The 1,154-nt window shown below is 68.4% G+C and carries 1 protein-coding gene; it reads left to right on the top strand.

Going from position 1 to position 1,154, the window contains the following annotated elements; translation table 11 throughout:
• The coding region (locus ACFWSK_RS37815) for a phage/plasmid primase, P4 family (RefSeq protein ID WP_383796748.1) at nt 1-1,154 on the top strand (1,154 nt) is incomplete at both ends.

Here is a 1,154-nt window from a genome sequence, read left to right as displayed (position 1 = left end):
GACACGGTGTTGTGGGCGGCGGGGGAGATGGCGGAGAGTATCGCCACGACCGATCCGCGGGGGATGTATTCGGACGCGGCTCTGCGTAAGCACCGGCGTCGTGCGCTGAGCACGTCGGGGATCAACGCGTTGCTGGTGCAGGCGAGGTCGGCGCCGGGGATGGTGCTGACCGCGGGGGCGCTGGACGCGGACCCGTATGTGCTGTGCACGCCGGCGGGGATCGTGGATCTGCGGTCGGGGGTGCTGCGGGCCCCGGACCCGGACCGGGACTTCCATTCCCGCTCGACGTCGATCGGCCCGCGGCGGATGCCGACCCCGCGCTGGGACCGTTTCCTGACCGACACGTTCGGGGACGACGAGCAGGGCACGGAGATGATCCGTTTCCTGCATCTCCTGCTGGGCTACTCCCTCACCGGCGATGTCGGGGCGCAGGTCATGCCGTTCCTCTTCGGGTCGGGGAAGAACGGCAAGTCCGTCCTCCTGGACGTCCTGATCAAACTCCTGGGCGACTACGCCGACGCCGCGCCTCCCGGGTTCCTGATGGCCCGCCCCTTCGAGGGACACCCCACCGACCTCGCCGAGCTCCACGGCCGGCGGGTCATCGTGTGTTCCGAGGTCAGACCAGGCGACCGGTTCGATGAGGCCCGCGTCAAACTCCTCACCGGCGGCGACCGCATCAAGGCCCGCCGCATGCGCCAGGACTTCTTCTCCTTCGCACCCACCCACAAACTCTGGCTCCTGGGCAACCACCGCCCCGAAGTCGGCACCGGCGGCTACGCCTTCTGGCGCCGGATGCGCCTGATCCCCTTCGACCGCGTCGTCTCCGACCACCGGAAAATCGACAACCTCGCCGACATCCTCGTCACCGAGGAAGGCCCCGGCATCCTCAACTGGCTCATCACCGGAGCCCACCACTACCTCAACAGCCCCCGCGACCTCACCGGACCCGAAACCGTCCGCATCGCCACCACCGCCTACGCCGAAACCGAAGACCACACCGGCCGCTTCCTCACCGAACGCTGCACCCTCCAGCCCCACCACCGCGTCGAACAGGCCCACCTCTACAACGCCTACAAAACCTGGTCACGCAACGAAGGCATCACCCCCACCTCCTCCCGCGCCTTCGCCGCCCGCATCCGAGAAACCATCGGACT

The organism is Streptomyces sp. NPDC058620, from assembly GCF_042717135.1.
In the GTDB taxonomy this organism is placed as follows: Bacteria; Actinomycetota; Actinomycetes; order Streptomycetales; family Streptomycetaceae; genus Streptomyces.
The sequence above is the reverse complement of the archived record's forward strand: the minus strand, read 5'-3'. Positions and strand labels throughout refer to the sequence as shown.